15 protein-coding genes are annotated in these 18,092 nt (G+C 59.8%); 9 read left to right on the top strand and 6 right to left on the bottom strand.

The annotated features are described in order from the left end of the window. Nucleotides 1-314 precede the first annotated feature (314 nt). The gene (locus J3352_RS04850; RefSeq protein ID WP_097773671.1) at nucleotides 315-3,491 is read left to right on the top strand and encodes an ABC transporter ATP-binding protein/permease; all 3,177 of its coding nucleotides are present in this window, start codon (nucleotides 315-317) and stop codon (nucleotides 3,489-3,491) included. A gap of 122 nt (nucleotides 3,492-3,613) precedes the next feature. On the opposite strand, the gene J3352_RS04845 is transcribed toward J3352_RS04850, so the two are convergent. Together J3352_RS04845 and J3352_RS04840 are read right to left on the bottom strand one after the other, a co-directional pair. Then, complete coding sequence (locus J3352_RS04845) at nucleotides 3,614-4,120, bottom strand: HD domain-containing protein (RefSeq protein WP_097773670.1); 507 nt, start codon at nucleotides 4,118-4,120, stop codon at nucleotides 3,614-3,616. Nucleotides 4,121-4,156: 36 nt separating this feature from the next. After that, nucleotides 4,157-4,588, bottom strand: coding sequence for a hypothetical protein (locus tag J3352_RS04840; RefSeq protein ID WP_223383978.1), 432 nt, complete (start codon nucleotides 4,586-4,588; stop codon nucleotides 4,157-4,159). A gap of 287 nt (nucleotides 4,589-4,875) precedes the next feature. Between J3352_RS04840 and htpG the strand changes: the two genes are divergently transcribed. The 5 genes from htpG to J3352_RS04815 all read left to right on the top strand — a co-directional run bounded on the left by htpG (nucleotide 4,876) and on the right by J3352_RS04815 (nucleotide 11,901). Next, nucleotides 4,876-6,804 (top strand): molecular chaperone HtpG, encoded by a 1,929-nt coding sequence (gene htpG / locus J3352_RS04835; RefSeq protein WP_156065315.1) that lies wholly within the window; start codon nucleotides 4,876-4,878, stop codon nucleotides 6,802-6,804. Between the two features lie 99 nt (nucleotides 6,805-6,903). Next, entirely contained in the window at nucleotides 6,904-8,019 is a 1,116-nt protein-coding gene (locus J3352_RS04830; protein ID WP_154277280.1) for a 5-bromo-4-chloroindolyl phosphate hydrolysis family protein, read from the top strand. 139 nt (nucleotides 8,020-8,158) lie between these two features. Next, nucleotides 8,159-9,445 carry a galactokinase family protein gene (locus J3352_RS04825; protein ID WP_156065317.1) on the top strand — a complete coding sequence of 429 codons (1,287 nt, stop codon included), beginning with the start codon at nucleotides 8,159-8,161 and terminating at the stop codon, nucleotides 9,443-9,445. Further along, nucleotides 9,442-10,941 (top strand): UDP-glucose--hexose-1-phosphate uridylyltransferase, encoded by a 1,500-nt coding sequence (galT, locus tag J3352_RS04820; RefSeq protein WP_097773666.1) that lies wholly within the window; start codon nucleotides 9,442-9,444, stop codon nucleotides 10,939-10,941. Before J3352_RS04825 ends, galT begins: the two co-directional genes overlap by 4 nt. A gap of 192 nt (nucleotides 10,942-11,133) precedes the next feature. Continuing rightward, nucleotides 11,134-11,901 carry a copper homeostasis protein CutC gene (locus tag J3352_RS04815; protein WP_156065319.1) on the top strand — a complete coding sequence of 256 codons (768 nt, stop codon included), beginning with the start codon at nucleotides 11,134-11,136 and terminating at the stop codon, nucleotides 11,899-11,901. A 54-nt stretch (nucleotides 11,902-11,955) separates the two neighbouring features. On the opposite strand, the gene J3352_RS04810 is transcribed toward J3352_RS04815, so the two are convergent. Continuing rightward, a complete protein-coding gene (locus J3352_RS04810; protein WP_005930504.1) occupies nucleotides 11,956-12,546 on the bottom strand; it encodes a rhomboid family intramembrane serine protease in 591 nt (196 codons plus the stop codon). An 82-nt stretch (nucleotides 12,547-12,628) separates the two neighbouring features. Continuing rightward, complete coding sequence (locus tag J3352_RS04805; protein ID WP_156065321.1) at nucleotides 12,629-13,912, bottom strand: amidohydrolase family protein; 1,284 nt, start codon at nucleotides 13,910-13,912, stop codon at nucleotides 12,629-12,631. Nucleotides 13,913-14,079: 167 nt separating this feature from the next. Here J3352_RS04805 and holA point away from each other — a divergent pair, with 167 nt between their 5' ends. Both holA and J3352_RS04795 read left to right on the top strand, forming a co-directional pair. Continuing rightward, nucleotides 14,080-15,108 carry a DNA polymerase III subunit delta gene (gene holA / locus J3352_RS04800; RefSeq protein WP_156058306.1) on the top strand — a complete coding sequence of 343 codons (1,029 nt, stop codon included), beginning with the start codon at nucleotides 14,080-14,082 and terminating at the stop codon, nucleotides 15,106-15,108. Continuing rightward, the gene (locus J3352_RS04795) at nucleotides 15,105-15,722 is read left to right on the top strand and encodes a toprim domain-containing protein (RefSeq protein ID WP_154277276.1); all 618 of its coding nucleotides are present in this window, start codon (nucleotides 15,105-15,107) and stop codon (nucleotides 15,720-15,722) included. The genes holA and J3352_RS04795 overlap by 4 nt, the downstream gene beginning before the upstream one ends. Before the next feature lie 55 nt (nucleotides 15,723-15,777). Here the strand turns inward: J3352_RS04795 and J3352_RS04790 are convergent, their stop codons facing one another. Next, entirely contained in the window at nucleotides 15,778-16,530 is a 753-nt protein-coding gene (locus tag J3352_RS04790) for a ZIP family metal transporter (protein WP_227622120.1), read from the bottom strand. Nucleotides 16,531-16,603: 73 nt separating this feature from the next. Further along, nucleotides 16,604-17,143: a TIGR00730 family Rossman fold protein gene (locus tag J3352_RS04785; protein ID WP_156065323.1), complete on the bottom strand. Its 540-nt coding sequence runs from the start codon at nucleotides 17,141-17,143 to the stop codon at nucleotides 16,604-16,606. 132 nt (nucleotides 17,144-17,275) lie between these two features. Here J3352_RS04785 and thiD point away from each other — a divergent pair, with 132 nt between their 5' ends. Beyond that, nucleotides 17,276-18,076, top strand: coding sequence for a bifunctional hydroxymethylpyrimidine kinase/phosphomethylpyrimidine kinase (gene thiD / locus J3352_RS04780; protein ID WP_117476894.1), 801 nt, complete (start codon nucleotides 17,276-17,278; stop codon nucleotides 18,074-18,076). The last annotated feature ends 16 nt before the right edge of the window (nucleotides 18,077-18,092 follow it).

Genomic DNA, 18,092 nt, shown 5'->3' with positions numbered 1-18,092 from the left:
CTTAAATTTGCCGCACTTTTCTTCCGTGCGTACTGTACGATACTATTTTATAAGGCCCCGCGGAAAGATTCAATCCCCGAAAAAACGTCACTATGCGTCGAACTGTGCATATATTGCGGCTTTTTGCGTCTTTATTTCTGGCAATTTACGTCATAAAGTGTCGATTTTTGTTTCTTTTACCTTCTCCAGCATAACACCATCTTTCCAGAAAAGCAACGGTTTGTTCACATTCATCTGATACCATATCTACGTTATTTTGTTTTTTGTCCGGCATTTCCCACACGCCGCCGGGCATGCATAAGAAAGGCCTGCCTATGCTACAACTGAAAAAGATCCGCAAGGAATACAAAACCGGTGACCTTGTACAGACCGCACTGAATGATGTCAGCCTGAACCTGCGCGACAGCGAATTCGTCGCCATCCTGGGCCCCTCCGGCTCCGGTAAGACCACCCTGCTGAACATCATCGGCGGCCTGGATCGGTACGACAGCGGTGACCTTGTCATCAACGGGATCTCCACCAAAAAGTACACCGACCGCGATTGGGACTCCTACCGCAACCACACCATCGGCTTTGTGTTCCAGAGCTACAACCTGATCCCCCATCAGACCGTTCTGGCCAACGTGGAGCTGGCCCTGACCATTTCCGGCATCTCAGGCGCAGAGCGCAAGCGCCGCGCCACCGAGGCACTGCAGAAGGTGGGGCTGGGCAATCAGCTGCACAAGCACCCCAGCGAGATGTCCGGCGGCCAGATGCAGCGCGTTGCCATTGCCCGTGCGCTGGTCAACAACCCGGATATCCTGCTGGCGGACGAACCCACCGGCGCGCTGGACAGCGAGACCAGCATCCAGGTCATGGAGCTGCTCAAGGAGGTGGCAAAGGACCGGCTGGTGGTCATGGTCACCCACAACCCGGAGCTGGCCCAACAGTACGCCACCCGCATCGTGAACCTGAAGGATGGTGTCATCCGCTCCGACACCGCCCCCTACAAACCTGACACCGCTCAGCTTGCCCCTGCTGTTCACAAGAACATGGGCCACTCCTCCATGTCGTGGTGGACCTCGCTGACCCTGAGCTTCAACAACCTCTGGACCAAAAAGACCCGCACCCTGCTCACGGCCTTTGCAGGCTCTATCGGCATCATCGGCATTGCTCTGATCATTTCCCTGTCCACCGGTGTCAACCAGTATATCGCCGACATGGAGCGGGACACCCTTTCCGAGTACCCGGTGCAGATCCTGCGCAGCGGCATGGACCTGACCAGCCTGCTGTCTGCTGACCTGCCCGGCCAGACCGCCGCCCCCGACCTCGGCGAGGGGATGGTGCCGGTGCGCCAGCTCGTGACCCAGATGGTTTCCGGCATCACCTCCAACGACCTGAAGAGCCTGAAAGCCTACCTCGAGAGCGATGCCTGCAGCATCGGGGAGAGCGTTTCCTCGGTAGAGTATTCCTATAATGTACAGCCCCAGATCTACCGCCAGGACCCGGACGGCAGCATCCGGCAGGTGAACCCGGATTCCTCCCTTTCCGCTCTGGGCATCAGCTCCACCAGCTCGACCAACAACATGATGGCCAGCATGATGAACACCAGCGTGTTCTACCAGCTGCCCGCCAGCGATGCCCTGTATCATTCCCAGTACGAGGTCAAGGCAGGCCGCTGGCCCGAAAGCTACAACGAGTGCGTTGCCGTGCTGGGTGCGGATGGTTCCATCACCGATTATGCCCTCTACGCGCTGGGCCTGCGGGACAACGCCGAGCTGGACAAGATGATCCAGCAATTCGCCCAGAACCAGAATGTGGATGTGCCCGAAGATTTCAAGACCTACCGGTACAGCGATTTTCTGGGCCGCACCTTCAAGCTGGTCAACGCGGCCGACCGCTACCAGTACGATGATGCCCACAGCACCTGGGTGGACAAATCGGACGACAAGGCCTTCCTGCAGGAGCTTGTGGCCAACAGCGAGACCATGACCATCGTGGGCGTGGTGCAGCCCAGGGAGAACGCCTCCGCCGCCATGCTTTCTTCCGGCATCGCCTATCCCGCCTCCCTGACCCGGCATGTCATGGACACCGCCGCCCAGAGCAGGCTGGTGCAGGACCAGCTCGCCGACCCGCAGACCAATGTGCTGAACGGTGAACCCTTTGGAGCCGAACAGACCGCTGCCATGGACATGGCTTCCCTCTTCTCCATTGACACCGACCAGCTCGAGAGCGCCTTCCAGTTCGACCCCGGCAAGCTGGATCTTGACCTGAGCGGCGCATTCGACCTGAGTGACGGTTCCGTAGATTTTTCCTCCCTCATTGACCCGGACAGCTTCCAATTTGATCTGGCCGAAACGCCCGACATCGACATGAGCGCCCTGACGGACGTGTTCGCCAACATGGACATTTCCATCCCCGCCGACAAAATGCAGCAGCTGGCCCAGAAGGTAATGACCGGCTACAAGGATTACATCATCGGCAACGGCATTCTGGGGCTGGACAAGATCGGTTTTGACCAGTATCTCGCCAGCGACCAGTTCCAGCAGCTGATGAAGGATTCCATGGGCAGCCTCATCGATACCGCTGCCCTGCAGGAGCAGTTTACTGCCGCCATGCAGCAGGTCATGGGCAGCGTGATGTCAAACTTCTCGGAACAGATCGCCGCCGAATTACAGACCCAGCTGGGCGCTGCCATGGAGCAGGCCATGGGCCAGATCAGCACGAACCTGCAGAGCCAGATGACCGAGCGCTTCTCCTCTCTGGGCAGCCAGATGGAAAGCGCGCTGAAGATCGACGCAGATGCGTTCCGGAATGCCATCCGATTCAACATGACCGAGGACGATCTGGCGGAGCTGATGAAGTCGAAAATGATGTCCACCAGCGCCACCTATGAAAGCAACCTGCAGGCCTTTGGTTATGCCAGCGAGGACGACCCCAGCCAGATCAACATCTATCCGCTGGACTTCGAGCAAAAGGCGAAGGTCCTCAATGTGCTGGACAGCTACAATGCCGCCATGCGTGAGCAGGGCGCGGAGGACAAGGTGATCCAGTACACTGATGTGGTGGGCACCCTGATGACCTCCGTGACCAGGATCATCAACATGATCTCCAACATGCTGGTGGCCTTTGTCTCCATCTCGCTGGTGGTCTCCTCCATTATGATCGGCATCATCACCTATATCAGCGTGCTGGAGCGCCGCAAGGAGATCGGCATCCTGCGTGCCATCGGTGCTTCCAAGCGGAACATCTCCGAGGTGTTCAACGCCGAGACCTTCATCATCGGCCTGTGCTCGGGCCTCATGGGCATCGGCCTCAGCAGACTGCTGCTCATTCCGGGCAACATGCTCATCCAGAAGATCGCCGTCGGCACCAGCGTAGTGGCCGTTCTGCCCTGGAAGGCCGCTGTGGTGCTGGTTGCGCTGGCAACTGTGCTGACCATTTTGGGCGGCTTCATCCCCGCCAAAACCGCTTCCCGCTCTGACCCTGTCAAGGCTCTGAGAGCAGAATAAGATCACTTTTTCAAAGAGGCTGTTGCACAAGCCCCAACAAAAAAAGACCAGAGTTGTTTCGCCAAAAGGCGTTACAACTCTGGTCTTTTGCTTTCTTTCATGTGAACAGTGCGGCGGCTTCTTTACCACTCTTCTTCGTCAGCGCCCACCCTTGTGCGGTGGAACATACTCTCCACAATGGCGCAGTATTTATCCGCCAGACAGACGATGACCGCCTCCCGGCAGGTCGGGATATGGCGGAAGGTCAGGGGCCACATGTGGCTTGCAATGATGTTCTGCTCCTTTTTGGTAATGCCGAACACCCGCTGTGCGTTCACACAGGCAGACCCCGGGTGGGAAAAGCCGTGCATCTCAAACAGATGCCGCAGGCCGTGGAAAGAGCCCTGCTTGTGCCAGTCATAGAGATAGAAATCATGGAGGAAGGCCCCCACGGCCAGCGTGGTCTCATCGGCTCCCAAATGGAAGCGGTGGTTGATCCAGCAGCTGACCACGACCACATTCTTGCAGTGCTGGTAGGTGGTCACATCACCGTGCTGGATAAACTCACGCATTTCCTGCACCTTGGGGTGATGGTCGTACTGTTCCAGAATAGCGGACAGGCGCTCCCGTTCCGTTTGTGAAAGCTGCATGGAAAATTCCCTTTCCTTTTGTCAGAAACGCCGGGCTCAGCTCCGCAGCTGAACCGGGTTGGAGCTGCCGAAGTTCTCAGCAGCCGAAGGATTTTCGCGGGTCAGGCTCAGGTCCACCAGATACTGCTTGCCGTCGCCCAGTGCTTCCAGCTCGGCCAGCTTGGCCTCGGCAGAAGCCTTATCCGGGTACCACTGGATGAGGAAGAAGTTTTCCTCCTCCACGCCGTAATACAGCCACTGGCCGTCTGCCCGCAGCAGGTCGTCCAGATGGTCCACCTCGTCGCCGTCGGTCAGGCCCAAGCCCTCCTCGGCGTAGACATTTTCAGGTTCCACCTGCAGCACCTCGATGACCTGAATAGCGCTCTGTAAGTATTCATCCTGCGAAATGCTCTTGTCCGAGCGTTCCCAGCCCGTCAGGAATGCCTGCATCAGCAGGTTCTTCACGGAGATCTCCGGCTTCATTGCCATAACATATTCCTCTTTCCTCGTTTGTTTCCGCTGACCAGTATACGCTAAAAATTGTGAAAGGTCAACTATTTCTTTATGAATTTTTTGTAGCAACGCACAAAAGGCATTTTGTTCCAGTTCATTTCTGAACTTTTTATGAAACCCCTTGATTTTTAACCCGCATCGGTGTATATTAGCACTCGAAAGATATGAGTGCTAAGAAGATGCAGCATCGGCTGCTTCTTTTGCATTGCCGCTCCTTTTGCGAGGGGCCGGATCTGAATACTGTACAAAAGAGGTTTTGTATTATGGCGAAGAAAGAATTTCAGGCTGAAAGCAAAAAACTGATGGACATGATGATCAACTCCATCTACACCAACAAGGAGATCTTCCTCCGTGAGCTCATCTCCAACGCTTCGGATGCCATCGACAAACTTTATTATAAGAGCCTGACCGATCCTTCCGTGGGCATGAACAAGGGCGATTTCCGCATCCTGCTCACCCGCGATAAGGACAATCGCCTGCTGACTGTCTCCGATAACGGCATCGGCATGACCAAAGAAGAGCTGGAGCAGAACCTGGGCACCATCGCCCACTCCGGTTCTCTGGACTTCAAGAAGGACAACAAGGACGAGAACATCGACATCATCGGTCAGTTCGGCGTAGGCTTCTACTCCGCCTTCATGGTCGCCGACAAGGTCACCGTCATCTCCAAGGCATACGGTGCGGATGAGGCCTGGCAGTGGGAGTCCAGCGGTGCTGACGGCTACGAGCTGACCCCCGCTGAGAAGGACACCGCCGGTACTGACATCATCCTGCACATCAAGGACAGCACCGATACCGACAATTACGAGAACTTCCTCGATGAATACGGCATTGTGGCCATCGTCAAAAAGTACAGCGACTATGTGCGCTATCCCATCCAGATGGAGCGGGAAAAGAGCCGCCAGAAGCCCGAACCCGATCCCAAGCCCAAGGACTACAAGCCGGAGTGGGAGACCTACACCGAGCTTGAGACCCTGAACAGCATGGTGCCCATCTGGAAGAAGCAGAAGAGCGAGGTCACCGATGAGGAATACGCCAGCTTCTACAAGGATAAGTTCAACGATTACTCCGACCCCGCCCGCGTCATCGTGAGCCGCACCGAGGGCACCGCCAACTACAACGCCCTGCTGTTCGTGCCCAGCCATCGCCCCTATGATTTCTACACCAAGGAGTATGAGAAGGGTCTGGCTCTGTACGCATCCGGCGTGCTCATTATGGAAAAGTGCGCAGACCTGCTGCCCGATTACTTCAGCTTCGTCAAGGGCATTGTGGACAGCCAGGATCTGAGCCTGAACATCAGCCGCGAGATGCTGCAGAAGGACAACCAGCTCAAGCTGATCCACAACGCACTGGAAAAGAAGATCAAGAACGAGCTGCACTCCATGCTGGTCAACGACCGCGAAAAGTACGAGGCATTCTGGAAGGAGTTCGGCCGCCAGATCAAGTTCGGCGCTTACTCTGATTACGGGATGCACGCTGAGCTGCTGCGCGACCTGCTGCTGTTCTGGTCTGCCAAGGAGCAGAAGATGGTCACCCTGCAGGAGTATGTGGACAAGATGCCTGCCGAGCAGAAGTTCATCTACTTTGCCGCCGGTGACTCCACGGACCGTCTGGCCAAGCTCCCCGCCGCCGAGCTGGTTCTGGACAAGGGCTATGATGTCCTGCTGCTGACCGAGGATGTGGATGAGTTCTGCCTGCAGATCATGCGCAGCTACCCCCGCAAGGATGCCGAGGGTAAGGACGGCACCGTGGAGTTCAAGAACGTCAACAGCGGCGATCTGGGCCTTGAGACCGAGGACGAGAAAAAGGCCGCTGAGGATGCCACCGCCGAGAACAAGCCCCTGTTCGATGCCATGAAGGACGCTCTGGACGGCAAGGTCAAGGAGGTCAAGGTCTCCACCCGCCTGAAGGATCACCCTGTCTGCCTGAGCGCCGACGGCCCCCTGTCCATCGAGATGGAGAAGGTGCTCTCCAAGCAGCCCGGCAGCGAGGGCGTGAAGAGCGACAAGGTGCTGGAGCTGAACATCAACCACCCCGTGTTCGCCGTGCTGAAGGCCGCACAGGAGGCCGGTGATACCGACAAGGTCAAGAAATACAGCAGCCTGCTCTATGCACAGGCTCAGCTGATCGAGGGCCTGCCCGTGGATGATCCCGCCGCTTACGCCGAGGCCGTTTGCAGCCTGATGAAGTAATTTCCTTTCCCACAAATAAATTACCCCCTTAACAAAAGGGTCGTGCTCCGCTATAATAAAGTGGAACACGGCTTTTTTGTTTTAGGAGGATTCTGCCCCATGGAGCCCAGACGCAGCAAACATTTCCTTGCCCACATTCCCACCATTGCCCTGCTGGTAGTATTCGCCATGTCGGCACCGTTGGGTGTTCTGTTTTTCATCCTGCGCGCCATCGACCGGGATGCTGAGAAAAAGGAACAGGAGAACGCAGACTATTCCAGCGATTTCCGTCCCCAGGACACCGGTGCCGGTCAGACAGCCCGGGACACCGAGCCGGTCTACGGCCACGATGTGCCCACTGCCGAGCAGCAGAACGCCAAAAAGTGGCACAAGACCCTGACCAGCCTCTGCACGATGTTCGGCGGCATCTTTCTGGGGGTGGGCCTTGCAGGCCTTGCCGATATCATTGACCTGTGGGGCTACTGGTTCGACTGGGGCGAGTTTCTGACCGCGCTGGCCCAGACCATTGGCGGCGGCGCTGCGCTGGCCATGGGCCTGCGGATGAAGCAGGCTCGCAAGCTGGAGCGCCAGCTGGACAAGATCGTTGGGACCCGGGATAATATCCCGCTGGACGAACTTTTTGCAGCCGCGGGCATTGATGCCGACAGGGGCCGCGCCGCCGTGGAGCGCGCCATCGACCACGGCTATTTCGGGGCCGATGCCTATATCGACAACCGCACCGGCACGCTGGTGGTGCGGGGCGCTGCGCCCCAGCCGCCCAGACCCGCCGAGCCCGCACCCGCACCGGCTCCCGAGGATCAGTATGCCGCCCTGCAGCGCCAGCTTCGGCAGGCCAACGATGCCATCCCCGACCCGGTGATGACGGCCAAGATCTCCCGGCTGGAGGATGTCAGCGCCCGCATCTTCGCACTGGCAAAAAAGGACCCGGACAAAAAAGCCCAGCTGCAGAAATTTATGGATTACTACCTGCCCACCGCGCTGAAGCTGCTGAATACCTACGCCCAGCTTTCGGCACAGGATGTGCAGGGCTCCAACATCACTGAGGCAAAGCAGAGCATTGAGCGGAGCATGGATCTGCTCATCACCGCCTTTGAAAACCAGCTGGACAAGCTGTTTGCCTCCGATGCGCTGGATGTTTCCACCGACATTGCTGCGCTGGAAGGGATGCTGAACCTCGACGGGCTTACCGGCGGCGATTTCGCGCCCCGGAGCTGACCGCCGGAACTGCGTTGACCTTTCATCCAGATGCAACAATAATACATGGTCTTTTCTCGACAGAACCGATATTATAGAATCAGAAGAACGGGCCCTGGCCCTTTGAAGAATCATTCACCTATACGAGGAGGAACGCGCCATGATGAAGCCTATTTCTGTCTGGAAGCAGGAGCTGGCGGGCGGCACCCATACCGCCCGGCTGGCCTCCCTCTACTGCTGTTCGCCGGAGCAGACCGCTGCCCACGCCGCACGCTATGCGGCAGTGCTGGACGGGCTGGAAGCTGCCTTTGGTACCCACACCGAGGCCGGACTGTACAGCGCCCCGGGCCGCACCGAGATCGGCGGCAACCACACCGACCACCAGCATGGCCGGGTGCTGGCCGGCAGCGTGAACATTGACATGATCGCTGCCGCTGCCCCCAACAGCCTGAACCAGCTGCGTGTGCAGAGCGAGGGCTATGACCTCTGTGTCATCGACCTTGGCGACCTTGCTGCCCGCAAGGAGGAAGAGAACACCACCATGGCCCTGCTGCGGGGCGAGTGTGAGGCCTTCAAGGAGCGTGGCGCTGCCCTCTCCGGCCTGGACGTGTACATCTCCTCCAACGTGCCCAAGGGCAGCGGCGTTTCGTCCTCTGCCGCCTTTGAGGTGCTGATCGGTGTCATCCTGAACGACCGCTTCATGGCCGAAAAAGTCTCTCCCATTGCCATTGCGCAGATCGGCCAGTGGGCAGAGAACGTCTACTTTGGCAAGCCCTGCGGCCTGATGGATCAGATGGCCTCCAGCGTGGGCAACATTATCACCATCGACTTTGCCGATCCTGCCCACCCCGATGTGGAGCCGGTGCAGGTGGATTTCTCTCAGGCAGGCCTTGCCCTCTGCATCCTGGATTCCGGTGCAGACCACGCCGACCTGACCGATGAGTACGCCGCCATCCCCAACGAGTGCCGCGCCGTGGCCGCTGTCTGCGGCGGCGAAGTCCTGCGGGATGTTCCCTTTGAGACCTTTATTGCAAATCTGCCCGCATGCCGCAAACAGTGCGGTGACCGGGCTGTGCTCCGGGCTTTCCACATCTACGCCGACAACCAGCGCGTTGCCCGGCAGGTAAACGCCCTGCGTGCCGGGGATTTTGAGACCTTCCTGCAGCTGGTCAACGAATCCGGCACCAGCAGCTGGGAATACCTGCAGAACGTCATCCCCGCCGGGTACAAGGAGCATCAGGAAGTGGCTGTGACCATTGCCGCCGCAAAGCATTTTCTGAACGGCGCAGGCGCTGTCCGCGTTCACGGCGGCGGCTTTGCCGGCACCGTGCAGGCCTTTGTGCCGCTGGAGAAGCTGGATGCCTTCAAGGCTGAGATGGAGGCCATTCTGGGCGCAGGCAAGTGCCACATCCTCTCCATCCGTCCGGAAGGAGGTGCCGTGCTGTGATCTCTACTGCCATTCAACAGCTCGTCAACTATGGGCTGGACACCGGGCTCATCCTGCCCGATGACGAGATCTACATCCGCAATCAGCTGCTGATGACCATGCAGCTGGACAGCTTTACCGAGCCCGAGGGGGATATCTGCTACACGGACCTCGAGAGCATCCTGAAAACGCTGGTGGACGATGCCGTGGCCCGGGGCGTGTGCGAGGACAATTCCACCGCCCGCGACCTGTTTGACACCAAGCTGATGGGCGTGCTGACCCCGCGCCCCTCCATTGTCCGCGCCAACTTTGAGGAGCGGTACGAGAAAGAGGGCCCCCAGGCCGCCACCGACTGGTTCTATGAATTCAGCCAGGACACCGATTACATCCGCCGCTACCGCATCAAGCGGGACGTGAAGTGGGTCACCAAGACCCCCTACGGCGATCTGGATATCACCATCAACCTCTCGAAGCCCGAAAAGGACCCCAAGGCCATTGCCGCCGCCAAGCTGGCCCCCCAGAGCGCTTACCCCAAGTGCCAGCTCTGCGTGGAGAACGAGGGCTATGCAGGCCGGATGAATCATCCCGCCCGCGAGAACCACCGCATCATCCCGCTGACCATCAACGGCAGCGCATGGAATCTGCAGTACAGCCCCTATGTCTACTACAACGAGCACTGCATCGTGTTCAACAGCCAGCACACCCCCATGAAGATCGAGCGTGCCACCTTCCGCAAGCTGCTGGACTTCGTGGGCCTGTTCCCCCACTATTTCGTGGGCAGCAATGCAGACCTGCCCATTGTGGGCGGCAGCATCCTGAGCCACGACCACTTCCAGGGCGGTCACTACGAGTTCGCCATGGCCAAGGCCCCCATCGAGAAGAGCTGGGTATTCCCCGGCTTTGAGGATGTGGAAGCCGGCATCGTCCACTGGCCCATGAGCTGCATCCGCCTGACCTGTGCGGATGACGAGCGTCTGGTGGAGCTGGCCGACAAGATCCTGACCGCATGGCGCAGCTATACCGACGAGGCAAGCTTCATCTTTGCCGAGACGGACGGCGAACCCCACAACACCATCACCCCCATTGCCCGGGTGCGGGATGGCAGATATCAGCTGGATCTGGTCCTGCGCAACAACATCACCACCCCGGAACACCCGCTGGGGGTCTACCATCCCCACGCAAAGCTCCACCACATCAAAAAGGAGAACATCGGCCTGATCGAGGTCATGGGTCTGGCAGTCCTTCCCAGCCGCCTGAAGCAGGAGTTGTTCGATCTGGCAGATATGCTGGTGGCCCGGGTGCCTGCCGAGCAGTACCCCGAAGCCCTGCAGAAGCACGCCGCATGGGCACAGGAGATCCTGGCCCGCCATCCTGAGCTGAACAGCGACAGCGTCCACCTGATCCTGCAGGATGAGGTAGGCCAGGTGTTCGCGCAGGTGCTGGCAGATGCCGGTGTCTACAAGCTGGATGAAGCCGGCCGCGCCGGTTTCGTGCGGTTCCTCGAAAGTGTAAAGTAACCACCACAGGCCGGCGGTGATTCCCCACGCAAGTGAGTACGGGTTGCGGCTCCCAGCGTCTGCTTCGTGCAATTGCACTCGCATCCTGCTGGCCGCGGCCCCAACAACAGCTTCCTACATCCGCCACTGGCGGCGGTCGCTGTTGTTGCAGTCCATTTCATCGCCCGCTGGCCTGCTTCCCGGGAGGTTTTTATGCCCTATACTTTAGAAGTCTGTGTAGACAGTGTCGCAAGCGCCCTTGCGGCAAAGCGGGGCGGGGCCGACCGGCTGGAGCTGTGCGCCGACCTGATCATTGGCGGCACCACACCCAGCCTTGCGCTGGTGCGGCAGGTCAAGGCCGAGACCGGCCTGCCGGTGCGTGCCCTGCTGCGGCCCCGATTCGGTGATTTCTGCTACGACCGCTATGAGCTTGCCCAGATGGCCGAGACCGCCGCCGCGCTGGTGCAGGCGGGTGCGGACGGCATTGTGACCGGTGTGCTGACCCCGGAGGGAGAACTGGACGTGGACGCGCTGCGCCCCATCTACGCGGCCGCCCGGGCCGCTGCAAAGGCCGCTGGCCATCCGGTCGTCTGCACCCTGCACCGTGCCTTTGATGTCTGCAAAGACCCCTTTGCGGCGCTGGAAGCGGCCAAAGCGCTGAATCTTGACACCATCCTGACCAGCGGGCAGGCCGCCAGCGCCCCGGCGGGCGCTTCCCTGCTCCGTCGGCTGGTGGAGGCCGCCGGGCCCGATCTTGAGATCCTGGTGGGCGCGGGCGTGACCCCGGCCAATCTTCCGGCTCTGGCAGCTGAGACAGGCGCGCACGCCTTCCACATGTCCGGCAAGCAGGTTCTGGACAGCCGGATGACCTTCCGGCGGGAAGGTGTTCCCATGGGCCTGCCCGGCTTCTCCGAGTTTGAGGTCTGGCAGACCAGCGAGGAGACCATCCGTGCCGCGCGGCGGGTCCTGAACGAATTATAACCCATAAAACGACCCCGGAAAGCTGCAGTCAAGCTTTCCGGGGTCATTTGTTGATCATCGCTTTTTTCTGGCAGCCGGTCTCCTGCGTTTCCGGGGCAGCATGGCATACACATACCCAAAGGCTGTGCCGCACACACCGCCCACGATGTGCATGAAGTTCGCCACATTATCGTGCGCAAAGATGATATCATACACCTGCTGGCCCAGATACAGTGCCGCCACCAGCAGCATGGTCACCGGGATGCCGCCGGAGAAGCCCGACAGCGATGCCAGCATGATGAGCATGAACACGATGCCCGAAGCCCCCAGCAGGGCAGTATGGGGGAAGAGCACACACTGCAGAACACCCGAGATGAGCGCCGTGAGCAGGATGCCCTTGAGCAGGGGGCCACTGCCATATTTTTCTTCCATCGGCGGGCCGATGACCAGCAGCAGGAGCATATTGTTCAGGAAATGATCCCAGCTGGCATGGCCCAGCACATGGCCGAAGAGCCGGATGTAAAACAGTGGGTCTTTCAGAGAACCGCGATAGACGCAGAACAGGTGCTTTGTGGTCCAGCCGCCTGTCCACTGCCCCAGGAACAAAGCCCCCAGGGAGAGCAGAAAAAAGGTCAGGATCACCGGCGAATTGTATTGCAGCTGCAATGTAAGCTTGGGACGTTTCGTAAGCGTTTCATCCTTTCAACGCCCGCTCTGGCACGGACGGAATTTAAGGATATTATAGCATTTATGCCAGATACGGGTCAAGCTGGGCATCCACCGTTTTGTTCCGCTTGGGAGCGGGCTTGTGCACGGCACGTCCGCGGCAGACCACCAGCTCCAGCTGGCGCAGGGCAGTCAGGTCGTCCAGCGGGTTCTTCCGGGTCACGATGAAATCAGCGCTCTTCCCTGCTTCAATGGAGCCGGTCACATCCCCCACACCGGCCAGCCGGGCATTGCGCAGGGTGGCCGTGTAGAGAGCAAACTGGTTGCTCACGCCGCAGTATTTATGGAAGTAGCACAGCTCCCGCCAGAAATCATACTGTGTGACGTAGGGGCAGCCCACATCATTGCCCAGACCCACCGGAATGCCGTTGGCAAGGGCCGTTCTGGCGCTCTCCACCACGCCGTCAAAGACGATCCTGCCATTGTACTGGTCCTTCTCAGAAGCGCCGGAAATGGCCGGGTCAAACAGTGCATAGGGCAGCGCCGGGGAAATGGTGGTGCAGACGAAAGCCCCCCGCTCCTTGTAGAGCCGGATGGTCTCCTCATCCATCTTTGCGCCATGCTCGATGGAGTCCACGCCGTTTTTCAGCGCCACCTTCACGCCCTCGGGCGATTCGGTGTGGGCAGCCACGGGATAGCCCAGCCTGTGGGCTTCATCACAGACAGCCCGGACCATCTCAGGCTTCATCTTCAGCTCGCCGGGGGTGCCCTTTTGGGTGGCATCCATCACGCCGCCCGTGATCATCAGCTTGACCAGGTCCACCCCCTGTTCACCGGCCCTGCGGAGCTGGGCCAGCGCTTCGGCATTGTTGTGGGCCGCCACTGCCACCGAGCCTGCCATGTGTCCGCCGGGCACCGAGATGCCCTCGTTGGCGGCAAGGATGCGGGGAGCCAGGATCTTCCCCTTTGCCGCGTCGTCCCGGCAGCGGGTATCGAAATCTGCCAGACCGCCCACGGTGCGGATGGTGGTCACGCCGCCCAGCAGTTCCAGCTTGGCGTAACTGCACACCAGCCGGTAAGCCACCGCCCGGGTCAGGCCATTGCTCAGGATCCTGCGCACCAGTGCGGCGTTATCCCGGGGCTTTGCGCTGGGTTTGCCGTTGCCTGCCAGATGGACATGCAGGTTGATGAGGCCCGGCATCAGGTAACCGCTCTTAAGGTCCACCTTCTCATACCCCTCACAGGGGGCGGTATCCTCCACGATGGCGGTGATCTTCTCCCCGTCCACCAGCACCATCTTGTGGGCCACCGGCTCCATCTGTTCGGTGCCGTCCAGCAGGATGCAGTTGAAATAGGCTCGTTTCATCCGTATTCTTCTCTTTCCGTTCCGGCGCAGGCCGTTTTCTTTCAGTATATCACGTTTGCGGAAGCGATAAAAGACATCTGTCGTTTTTTCTTCTGCCTCCTGCATTGACATTTCCCGCCCCGGTGGGTACACTTATAAAGTATTCTTTTCTGAAAGGGGGCCCCGCCGTGGCAACGGAAGCCAAACTGCGTCAGCTGGCAGACCGCGGCTGTCCGGTCTACTATTTCTATTCCAGCGAGCGGTATCTTGTCCGGCAGGCGGTGTCTGCCGCCGTCCGGATACTGAGCGCTGACACGGATGAGGAGACCACCGTGCTGGACGGTGCCGCACCCGAGATCGAGCAGCTCATCATGGCAGCGGGCACCATTTCCTTCTTTGGCACCCGCCGCGTGGTGGTGCTGCCCGAGCTTGACCCCGCCGCCTACGGCGACAAGGACCTGGAGGAGCTGTGCAGCACCCTTGCCAGCCTGGAAAATGCCGTGGTGGTGCTGGGCAGCGTGTTCGAGCTGGAGCGCAGCAAGCTCAAGACCGGCAAGCGGGCACAGAAGCTGATCGCTGAATGCAAGAAGCTGGGCTTTGCCGAAGAGCTCTCCAAACCCAAGCCCTATGAGCTGAAGATGATGCTCATTGAGCGGGCCAAGGCGCAGGATACCACCCTGCCCGAGGGCGCTGCCGCAGCCCTGCTGGAGCGCTGCGGCGAAGATCCCTTTCTGCTGGAAAACGAGGTAGACAAGCTCTGTGCCCTTTCCGGCTACCAGACCGTTACCGCCGCCATGGTGGCCGAGATGGGCACCGTGAGCCTGGAAGCGGATGTGTTTGAGATGATCCGGATGATCACCGCCAAGAACGCCACCGGTGCCTGCAAAAAGCTGCAGACCCTGCTGCGCTTACAGCAGGAGCCCATTGCCATCACCGGCGCAATGATCGGCAGTTATGTAGACCTGTACCGGGTCAAGCTAGGGGCTTCCAAACGGAAGAGCTACGCCGCCGTGTTCAAGGATTTTGGCTACAAGGGCAGTGATTACCGGCTCAAGCGCTCAGCCGAAACGGCATCGCATTACACGCTGGGCCAGCTGGAGACCTGCCTGCAGGTGCTGCTGGACCTCGATAAAAGTTTGAAGAGCCAGCCCGTGGATGTGCAGACCCTGCTGGAAGCAGCACTCTGCCGTCTGGCGCTGGCGGGGAGCGGACGATGAGCGAACGAGAACTGCTGCACACCGACCGGGTGCTGGTGGTGGAGGGCAAATACGATGCCGCCCGCCTTTCCCACCTGACCGATGCCATGATTCTGCTGACAGACGGCTTTGGCATCTACAAGGACAAAAAACGCCAGCAGCTGCTGAAAGCCCTGGCGAAGAAAAACGGCCTGATCCTCTTCACCGATTCCGATGCCGCCGGGTTCCGCATCCGCACCTACATCACCGGTCTGGTGGGGGCAGAAAACGTGGTGCAGGCCTACGTGCCCGCCATCCATGGCAAGGAAAAGCGGAAGCCACAGCCTGGCAAGGAAGGCCTGCTGGGCGTGGAAGGCGTGGACGATGCCATCGTCCTGCAATGCCTGCGGGATGCACTGGGCGCAGAAGCCGGGGCCGCGCCTGCCCGCCCGGAGGGTCGGCAGATCACCTACACCGACCTGTACAACTGGGGGCTTTCCGGCACCCCGGGCAGTGCCGAGCGGAAATACCAGCTGCTCAACGCGCTGGGCCTGCCGCCCCGGCTCTCCAAAAAGGAGCTGGTGGAGGCGCTGAACCGGCTGTACAGCTTTGAGCAGCTGGATACCCTGCAGGCCGAAATACTCGAAGCGCACTGACAGACACAAAAAGGAGACCGCACCGCGCGGTCTCCTTTTTGTGTTACAGAATATTTTATAGGGCAACATCCAGCGCCATCATCAGGGCAAACCCTGCCACCACGCTGATGACTCCCGCCGGTTCGTCTGCCTCCACGGCTTCCGGGATCATCTCCTGTGCTGTCACACAGACCATACACCCGGCGGCAAGGCTCATCAGCCAGGGCAGGGCTGCACTGACCCACCCGGCCAGTGCAAGGGCCAGCAGGCCCCCCAGCGGCTCCACAAGCCCGGAGGCAGCCCCCGCCGCAAAGGCGCGGCACTTAGACCTGCCCTCCTGCGCCAGCGGCAGGCTGACCGCAGCTCCCTCTGGAATGTTCTGCAGCCCGATGCCCAGCGCAAGGGCCAGCGCCCCACTGATAGCATCCGGTTCTCCCCGCAGGGCCAGCGCAGCAGCAAGGCCCACCACCATGCCCTCGGGCAGGTTGTGCAGGGTGACTGCCAGCACCATCCGCCCACTGCGGCCCGGCCCGGCGTTCAATAGGCGGCCCGCCAGCGTTTCCAGCCGCAAAAGCCCTACCGCACCCAGCAGCAGGCCCACGGCAGGTGGGACCCATGCAGGCAGCGGCCCCTGCTCTGCCCGCTCAATGGCCGGCAAAAGCAGGCTCCATACGCTGGCCGCCAGCATGATGCCCGCCGCCATGCCGCAGAGCATCCGCCGGGTGGCAGGCTCCCCGGTCTTCCGCAGCAGGAACACACCAGCCGCACCGGCTGTGGTGCAGAGCATCGGCAGCAGCAGCACTGCCGCCGTCAGGAAAATCTGTTCCAAATCGCACTCCCCCTTTTCCCGGTCTATGCCAGGGCGGCAGGAGGTGTGCAGAGAGCGACCCTAAACAGGATCTTCAAAACAATTTCTGCAAAATTTCCTTGATCTGCTCCAGATCCTCTACAAAATAGATCCCCTGCTGGCGTTCCGGGGAGGAGAGCCCTTTTTCGATCATCCGGGCAAGCAGGGCTTTCAGGCCATCGTAGTAACCATTCAGGTTATAGAGGATGCAGGGCGCATCCAGATGCCTGAGCGACACCTTGGACATCACCTCGGCGATCTCCTCCAGTGTGCCGGTGCCGCCGGGAAACGCAATAAACGCATCCCCCAGCGCGATCATCTTTGTTTTGCGCTCAGTCATATCCTTTGTCACGATCAGCTCCGTCAGCCCCTCGTGCTGCAGCTCTCCCTGCACAAAAAACTCCGGTTCCACGCCGGTCACTTCGCCCCCGGCGTTCAGGGTGCTTTCGGCGATCTCTCCCATCAGACCGCAGCGGGAGCCGCCGTACACCAGCGCGTTCCCGCTCTCCCCGATCCACCTTCCCAGCTCCTGCACCGCCTGCTTCAGGGCCGGATCATTGCCCTCGTTTGCGCCCAGATATACTGTGATGTTCATTGTATTCTCCCCCAGTTTCGTTTTTGCCTTATTTTATCACGCTTTTCTCCGGCAGAAAAGAGGGCGGGCCGGTTTTCCTTGCAAATGCCGCCGGACTGTGCTATGCTGAGAGGAAAAAGGGGGATTTTCCTTATGAAAACAGCATTGACCATTGCCGGAAGCGATTCCAGCGGCGGCGCAGGCATTCAGGCCGACATCAAGACCATGACCGCCAACGGCGTGTTTGCCCTGAGCGCCATCACGGCTCTGACGGCCCAGAACACCACCGGCGTGACCGGCATCTTTGAGACCACACCCGAATTTCTGGCCCAACAGCTGGATGCGGTGTTCACCGATATCTACCCGGATGCCATCAAGATCGGCATGGTGTCGTCGTCTGCGCTCATTGAGACCATTGCCAAAAAGCTGCGCCAATACGATGCAAAGCACATCGTAGTCGATCCCGTGATGGTGGCCACCTCCGGCTCCAAGCTGCTGCAGGACAGCGCCATCCAGATCCTGACCGGGCAGCTTCTGCCCATGGCCGAGGTGGTCACGCCCAACATTCCGGAGGCCGAGATCCTGTCCGGCATGACCATCACCGATGCCGCCGGGATGGAGGCCGCTGCAAAGTGTATCAGCGAAAAATACGGCTGTGCCGTGCTCTGCAAGGGCGGCCACAAGGTGAATGATGCCGACGATCTGCTCTGGCGCAACGGCAGCGGCAAGTGGTTCCACGGCGAGCGCATCGCCAACCCCAATACCCACGGCACCGGCTGCACCCTGTCCAGCGCCATTGCCTCCAATCTGGCAAAGGGCTATCCCCTGGATGCCGCCGTAGAGCGGGCCAAGGCATATATTTCAGGCTGCCTGTCCGCCATGCTCGATCTGGGCAAAGGCTCCGGCCCCATGGACCACATGTTCGCCCTGCGCGGCGAATTCGTGGAGCACTGAGCCACAAAAAAAAGGG

Origin of the sequence: Faecalibacterium sp. Marseille-Q4164, from assembly GCF_017377545.1 — a bacterium.
Classification (GTDB): Bacteria; Bacillota; Clostridia; order Oscillospirales; family Ruminococcaceae; genus Faecalibacterium; species Faecalibacterium duncaniae.
Note: the sequence above shows the minus strand (reverse complement) of the source record. Positions and strands in the feature narration are given on the sequence as shown.